General features: G+C 71.4%; 6 protein-coding genes and 1 pseudogene. All 7 read right to left on the minus strand.

The window, feature by feature from the left end; all coding sequences use genetic code 11:
• Nucleotides 1-667, minus strand: a pseudogene (locus G6028_RS11165) (ribonuclease E/G); the annotation flags it as partial.
• Nucleotides 668-1,018: 351 nt separating this feature from the next.
• Nucleotides 1,019-1,429 carry a nucleoside-diphosphate kinase gene (ndk, locus tag G6028_RS11170; RefSeq protein ID WP_182658882.1) on the minus strand — a complete coding sequence of 137 codons (411 nt, stop codon included), beginning with the start codon at nucleotides 1,427-1,429 and terminating at the stop codon, nucleotides 1,019-1,021.
• 30 nt (nucleotides 1,430-1,459) lie between these two features.
• The gene (locus G6028_RS11175) at nucleotides 1,460-1,876 is read right to left on the minus strand and encodes a DUF4233 domain-containing protein (RefSeq protein ID WP_179524931.1); all 417 of its coding nucleotides are present in this window, start codon (nucleotides 1,874-1,876) and stop codon (nucleotides 1,460-1,462) included.
• A complete protein-coding gene (folC, locus tag G6028_RS11180) occupies nucleotides 1,873-3,465 on the minus strand; it encodes a bifunctional tetrahydrofolate synthase/dihydrofolate synthase (protein ID WP_182658883.1) in 1,593 nt (530 codons plus the stop codon). Before folC ends, G6028_RS11175 begins: the two co-directional genes overlap by 4 nt.
• The gene (locus G6028_RS11185) at nucleotides 3,465-6,173 is read right to left on the minus strand and encodes a valine--tRNA ligase (RefSeq protein WP_182658884.1); all 2,709 of its coding nucleotides are present in this window, start codon (nucleotides 6,171-6,173) and stop codon (nucleotides 3,465-3,467) included. Before G6028_RS11185 ends, folC begins: the two co-directional genes overlap by 1 nt.
• Before the next feature lie 64 nt (nucleotides 6,174-6,237).
• Entirely contained in the window at nucleotides 6,238-7,230 is a 993-nt protein-coding gene (locus tag G6028_RS11190) for a malate dehydrogenase (protein ID WP_182658885.1), read from the minus strand.
• 159 nt (nucleotides 7,231-7,389) lie between these two features.
• The coding region (locus tag G6028_RS11195) for a CoA-transferase (protein WP_277817600.1) at nucleotides 7,390-7,673 on the minus strand (284 nt) is incomplete at its 5' end.

Here is a 7,673-nt window from a genome sequence, read left to right on the forward strand (position 1 = left end):
GCCCGGTGTCAGCAGCGTCGGTCCGGGCGGTGTCGGTCCGGGCGCTGTCGGACGCCGCGGACCTCGTGCGCGCCGGGCGCTCCCGCTCGGCCTTGGCGGCGGCCTCGTCCGGAGAGAGGAACAGTGGGGAGAACGAGGGTGTCGCGGTGGACCGGCGACGGTTCCCGGACTCCGCCGCGCCCACCTCACCGGTGACGATCGACATCTCCGGCAGGGGTCGACGAACGGGCGCCTGCGTCCCGGACTTCTTCTCGGTGGTGGGCTCTGCGGTGGCATCCGGCGCCGTCTTCCCCGCCGCGGCCTTGCGCGCCTTCTTGGCGGGGGCCTTGTCGGCGGGAGCCTTCTCGGCCGCCGCCTTCCTGGCGGGCGCCTTCTTGGCGGGAGCCTTTTCGGCCCGTGCCGTGCGGGCGGGCTTCTCCACCGGGGCGTCCTCGGTGGCGGTGGCCGCCTCGGACGTCGTGTCACCGCCGCCTGCGCGGCTGGCGAACCACGTGAGCAGCACCTCGCGCGTCACCCCGGACTGGGCGCTCCTGACCTCCACGCCGATGCCGGCCATGGCGGCCAGGAACTCCTTGCTGGTCATCCCCACGGCCTTGGCGGCCGCGTGCGCGCGCATCTTCTCCGGAAGCGCGTTGAGATCGTCGATGGTCAGGTTCGAATCCGACACGTGTCTCCTCTGGCCGGACTCCGGGCGCGATCACGTCACCGGAGTGCTCCGGTGACCCACGCCGCCGCACGGGGTCGGCATTTCTCTCTGGGCCCCACCTCGGGTGGGGCTATGTCTTGTGGTCCGCGATCCCGGTGTCATCCGGGCCGCGGAGGGCGGGCGCCCGATCCGGGGCGAACTGGAGGTCCGCTCGCCAAGAATGTGGGCTTCGGCCATTGTCCCACACACGCCGACGATCCGTCGCCGCGCGGGCGAGGTGAGACGACGAACGCGCCCGTCGGTCCGGGGACCGACGGGCGCGTCCGGTGCGATCACCGGTGATGAACCGGGATCGTTGGTGATGAGGTCAGATCAGAGTCCGGGGAACCACAGTTCGATCTCACGTGCCGCGGATTCCTCGGAATCCGACCCGTGGACGAGGTTGAACTGGGTCTCCAGCCCGTAGTCCCCGCGAATGGACCCGGGGGCGGCCTTCTCCACCGGGTCGGTCCCGCCGGCGAGCTGTCGCCACGCGGCGATCGCGCGCGGACCCTCCACGACACCGGCCACGACCGGCCCGGAGGTGATGAACTCGAGCAGGTCGCCGTAGAACGGACGCTCGGAGTGCTCGGCGTAGTGCGCGGCCGCGGTCTCCTGTGGCACCCGGCGCATGTCCATGGCCACGAGCTGGAGGCCCTTGGCCTCGATACGCGCGAGAATGGTGCCGGTCAGGCCTCGCTGGACGCCATCGGGCTTGATGAGGAAGAAAGTTCTCTCGGTCACGGCCGCAATGCTACAAGTACCCGGGACCCGTCAGTCGTGCTGGCTGGGCAGGTACCCGCCCGCCATCCGCCGGGAGAGGTCCCGCCGCAGATAGAGGATGTACGCCCACACCGCCGCGAACATCAGGCCGCACACGCCCATCGACCAGTGCACGGCCCACCCCGCCACCGCGAGTCCGGCGAGGGTGAGGTTCAGCGGGATCGCCCAGGGGCGTCTCTGCAGTCCACTGGCCACGACCATCGCCACGGCGAGCAGGCTGACGAACCACACCTTCCAGGGCTGGAAGTGCTCCCCGTCGTCGACCCTCGCGATCACCGTGAGCACCAGGCCGATCACGATCGCCTCGAGGATCAGGGTCCCGGCCATGATCCCCCGAAGTCCCTTCCACGGATCCACCGAGGGTTCGTGGGCGGTGGCCGCCGGATCGACGGAACCGGTGTCGGTCACTGTGCGTCCTTTCCGAACAGGCTGCGGGCGGCCCCCGCGGTCAACACCGATCCCGTCACGAGTACGCCGACCCCGGAGACGTCGTCGTCGGCGGTCGGGTCGGGGACCCCCACCAGGTCCAGCGCGGCGCTGATCGCATCGGGCAGGGTGTCCACCACGTGGACCCGCTGGGCGGTGAACCGGTCCTCGGCGACCCTCGCGAGGTCCTCGAGCGCCATCGCGCGCGGCGACCCGGTCCTGGTGACGACGACCTCGTCGACCACCGGCTCGATGGCCGCGAGGAAGGCGTCGGCGTCCTTGCCGTCCAGCATCGCGACCACGGCGACGAGACGTCGGAAGTCGAATTCGGAGGTCACCGCCTCGGCGAGTGCGCGCCCGCCGTGGCCGTTGTGCGCGGCGTCCACCAGCACCGTCGGGCTCGAGCTGAGGCGCTCGAGCCGGCCGGGGTTGTCCACGGCGGCGAATCCGGCGCGGATGAGCTCGGGGTCCAGCGACCGGTCGGGGCCCGCCCCGAAGAACGCCTCGACGGCGGCCAGTGCGGTGGCGGCGTTCTCGGCCTGGTGCTCGCCGAACAGCGGGAGGAACACCTCCGGGTACTCGCCCCCGAGACCACGCAGGGTGAGCTGCTGTCCGCCCACCGCCAGGCGACGCTCGACCACGTCGAACTCCGAGCCGAGACGTGCCACCACCGCGCCCACCTCGACCGCGCGACGCAGCAGCACCTCCATCGCCTCGGGCTCCTGGCGACCGATCACGGCGACCGGGTACCTCGGCAGCAGGTCATCCTCTGCTCCCGGCTGGATGATCCCCGCCTTCTCCCCCGCGATGGTCGCCAGGTCGTCCCCGAGGTAGTCGGTGTGGTCAAGACCGACAGGGGTGACGACGGCGACGGCCGGCCGCACCACGTTGGTGGCGTCCCAGGTCCCGCCCATCCCGGTCTCCACCACGGCCACGTCCACCGGGGCGTCGGCGAAGGCCGCGAAGGCCATCGCGGTGAGCACCTCGAAGTAGCTCATCCGGGGTCCACCACCGGCCTCGGACCGCTGGTCCACCAGTTCCAGGTACGGCTGCAGTTCGCGGTAGGTGTCCACGAACAGGCGTGCCGGGACGGGCTCGCCGTCCAGGGCGATGCGCTCGGTGACGGTCTGCAGGTGCGGGCTGGTGTTGCGCCCGGTGCGCTGGTGCAGTGCCCGCAGGAGGGCGTCGATCATCCGGGTGACCGAGGTCTTGCCGTTGGTCCCCGCCACGTGGACGACCGGGTAGGCGTATTGCGGATCCCCGAGGACGCCGGTGAGCTCCGCGATCCGGTCCAGGCTCGGTTCGAGGCGGGTCTCCGGCCACCGGGTGGCCAGTTCCTCCTCGACCGCCGCGAGCTCTGCGGTGTCGGCCTGCCACTCGGGGCTGCCGACCTCCGGGATCGGTCGCGGCTCCTGGTGGTCCTCGCCGTCCTCGTCACCGGGCAGCGGCCCGCCGAGGGAGACCCCGGAGACCAGGCCCTCCTCGCCGAGCATCTCGGCGACGTCCTCCTCCGTGGGGGTGTCCCAGCCCTCGTCCGGGTCGTGGGGCTCGAGCCACCGATGACCCGCCATCAGGCGGTGCTCCCGGCCGGGAGGCCCTCGAGTCGGGCGGAGATCCGGCTGACCTCGGTCTCGGCGAGATCCCGGCGCGCGCGGATCTTGTCCACCACGTGGTCGGGGGCCTTGCCGAGGAACGCCTCGTTGCCCAGCTTGGCGCCGGTGGTCTCCAGCTCCTTGCGCGCGGCCGCGAGGTCCTTCTCCAGGCGGCGACGCTCGGCGGCCAGGTCGATGGTGCCGGAGGTGTCGATCTCGACCCCCACCGTGGACAACCCCAGCCGGACCTCTAGCGAGGCGGTGGCGGTGAAGTCGTCCCCGGCCGGGGTGATCCGCGCGAGCGAGGCCACCTGGTCGAGCAGGTCGGCGGGCAGATCCGCCGCGTCGACCCCGGTGACGCGCGCGGGCACCCGCTGGCCGGGCTTGAGTCCCTGGTCGGAGCGGAAGCGGCGGATCTCGGTGACGAGGGTCTGGGCGTCGGCCACCCGGCGCACGGACTCCGTGGTCCCCTCTGCCGGGGCCACGTCGGAGGGCCAGTCCGCGACCACCACGGAGTCGCGTCCGGTCAGGGCCGTCCACAGCACCTCGGTGACGAACGGGATGACGGGGTGCAGCATCCGCAGCACCACGTCCAGCACGTGTCCCAGCACGAGCCGCGTGTGATCGGCCCGCTCGGAACCGCGCGCCTCGTCGTCGTTCCCGAACTGGACCTTGGCCAGCTCCAGGTACCAGTCACACACCTCGTCCCACGCGAAGTGGTACAGGGCCTCGCAGGCCTTGGAGAACTCGTAGCGGTCCAGGGCGTCGTCGACCGACACGCGCACCTCGCCGAGGCGCCGGAGGATCCACCGGTCGGCGTCGGTGAGCGCGGACACCTCCGGGAGCTGGCCCACCTTCGCGCCGTTCATCAGCGCGAACCGCGTGGCGTTGAACAGCTTGGTGGCGAAGTTGCGCGAGGCCTGGGCGGCGTCGTCACCCACGGACAGGTCGCCGCCGGGGTTGGCGCCCCGGGCCAGTGTGAAGCGCAGGGCGTCGGCGCCGAAGCGGTCGACCCAGTCGAGCGGGTCGATGCCGTTGCCCTTGGACTTGGACATCTTCTGGCCGTGCTCGTCGCGGACGAGCCCGTGGAGGAACACGTCGGTGAACGGGACCTTCCCCGGGGCGGAGGTGTCACCCGTCAGGGTGCGACCCACGAAGGTGCCGAACATCATCATCCGGGCCACCCAGAAGAACAGGATGTCGTACCCGGTGACCAGCACGGACGTGGGGTAGAACCGCTCGATGTCGGTGGTCCGGTCGGGCCAGCCCATGGTCGAGAACGGCCACAGCCCGGAGGAGAACCACGTGTCGAGCACGTCCGTGTCCTGCGTGTACCCGGCGGGCGGCTCCTCGCCCACGCCCACACAGACCACCTCGCCGTCCGGCCCGTACCAGATGGGGATGCGGTGGCCCCACCACAGCTGGCGGGAGATGCACCAGTCGTGCATGTCGTCGACCCAGTCGAACCAGCGCGGTTCCTGGCTCTTCGGGTGGATCACCGTGTCGCCGTCGCGCACGGCGTCGCCGGCCATCCTGGCCAGCTCCTCGACCCTGACCCACCACTGCAGGGACAGCCGGGGCTCGATCGGCTCGCCGGATCGCTCCGAGTGTCCGACGGAGTGCAGGTACGGGCGCACCTCCTTGACGATCCGGCCCTCGGCGGCGAGGTCCTCGCGGATCACCCTTCGCGCCTCGAACCGGTCCATCCCGTCGTAGCGTGTCCCCGTGTCGGCGATGCGGCCGGCCGCGTCCATGATCGTGGGCATCTCCAGCCCGTGGCGCTGGCCGATCGCGAAGTCGTTGGGGTCGTGCGCGGGCGTGACCTTGACGGCCCCCGTCCCGAACTCGGGGTCCACGTGGTCGTCCGCCACGACGCGCATGGTCCAGCCCTCGCGGAACGGGTGCTCGATCTCGGTGCCCACGAGGTGGGCGTACCGCGGGTCCTCCGGGTGCACGGCGATCGCCGTGTCGCCCAGCATCGTCTCGAGCCGGGTCGTGGCCACCACCAGGTGCGGCTGCGAGTCGTCCATCGAGCCGTAGCGGAAGCTCACCAACTCGCCCTCGACATCCGCGTACTTGACCTCGATGTCCGAGATCGCGGTCTGGAGTGTGGGCGACCAGTTGACCAGCCGCTCGGCGCGGTAGATCAGCCCCTGGTCGTAGAGCTCCTTGAAGATGGTCTGCACCGCGCGGGACAGTCCCTCGTCGAGGGTGAACCGTTCACGCGACCAGTCGACGCCGTCGCCGAGGCGGCGCATCTGCTCGCCGATGGTCCCGCCGGACTCACGCTTCCACTCCCAGACCTTCTGGATGAACGCCTCTCGCCCGATCTCGTGGCGGTCGATCCCCTCGGCGCGGAGCTTGCGGTCCACGAGGGTCTGGGTGGCGATCCCGGCGTGATCCATTCCGGGAAGCCAGAGGACCTCGAACCCCTGCATGCGCTTGCGCCGCGTGAGCACGTCCATGAGCGTGTGGTCGAGCGCGTGGCCCATGTGCAGGCTGCCCGTGACATTCGGCGGCGGCAGCACCACAGAGTACGCGGGCTTGTCGCTGGAGGGGTCCGCCTCGAAGTAGCCGGCGTCGACCCAGCGTCGGTACAGCTCGGACTCGACCTCGCCGGGGTTCCAGGAGGCGGGGAGCAAATCCGCGCGGTCGGTCTCGGGGCCGGGGGTCGCTGCAGTCGTCACCCGACCATCGTAGGCCGTCCGCGCCGGGACCCCACACACGCCGCCGGAGGCCCCGCCCCCGGGGTCAGTCGGTCAGGCCGAGGGCGTGCACGGCGTCGCGCTCGGAGATCAACTCGGCCACCGAGGCGTCGATGCGGGCGCGCTGGAAATCGTCGATCTCCAGACCCTCGACGACCTCCCATTCCCCGCCGTGACTGCGGCAGGGCAGCCCGGTGACCACCCCCGGGACCGTGCCGTACTGCCCGTCGGAGGGCAGCGCGACCGTGGTCCAGCTCTCCCCCGGTGTGCCGTGGACCCAGTCACGCATCTGGTCGACGGCGGCCCCCGCCGCGGAGGCGGCCGACGACGAGCCCCGCACGGCGATGATCTCGGATCCCCGGTTCGCGACCCGCGGGATGAAGGTGTCGGCCAGCCAGTCCCGCCCGAGCCCGGCGGTCACGGGCTCACCGGCTCGGGTGGTATAGGAGACGTCCGGGAACTGGGTGGCCGAGTGGTTCCCCCACACCACGACCCCGTCGAGTTCGGCGACGGGGGCGCCCAGGCGGGTGGCGAGCTGGCTCAACGCCCGGTTGTGGTCGAGCCGCATGAGGGCGGTGAACCGACCGGCCGGGACGTCCGGGGCGTGCCTGTGCGCGATGTAGGCGTTGGTGTTGGCGGGGTTGCCCACCACCACCACGCGGATATCGTCCGCGGCGCCGGCGTTGATCGAGCGTCCCTGGTCGCGGAAGATGGCACCGTTCGCGCTCAACAGGTCGGAGCGCTCCATGCCCTTGCCCCGCGGCATGGCCCCGACGAGGAACGCGGCGTTGGCGCCGTCGAACGCCGCGGTCGCGTCGTCGGTGATCTCGATCGAGTCGACCAGCGGCAGAGCGCAGTCCTCGATCTCCATCGCCACGCCCTCGGCGGCCGTGACGGCCGACGGGATGTCCAGCAGTCGGAGGCGGACCGGGGTGTCGGGGCCGTAGACCAGACCGGACGCCAGCCGGAAGAGCAAGGAGTAGGCGATCTTTCCGGCGGCACCGGTGACGGTGACGGTGACCGGGGCGGTGGAGCTCATGCGCGGGGACCTTCCTCTGGCGACGACGGGGTCGGTCCCCACAGTAGTGAGGAACCGGCACCCTGTTGACCGCGCGAGCCGCCGTACACCCGCTGTTCGCCCCGGGGCCGATCGGTGACGCGGGGCCGGGGGTCGGGTCGTGGCGCGCGGGACGTCCGGTCAGGTGTGGACCTCGGCGCCCGTCCTGGCGCGGATCTCCTCGATCGTGACGCCCGGGGCGGGTTCGACGAGCCGGAACCCCTCCGGACAGATGTCGAGGACGCAGAGGTCGGTGACGACCCGTTGGACGCATCCGCGCCCGGTGTACGGCAGGGAGTTCTCCGCCAGGAGTTTGGCCTCGCCCGTGCGGGTGACGTGGTCCATCATCACGACCACCCGGCCGGCGCCGTGGACCAGGTCCATGGCCCCGCCCATGCCCTTGACCATGGCGCCGGGGATCATCC

The organism is Dietzia cercidiphylli (genome assembly GCF_014145145.1).
Taxonomy (GTDB): Bacteria; Actinomycetota; Actinomycetes; order Mycobacteriales; family Mycobacteriaceae; genus Dietzia; species Dietzia natronolimnaea.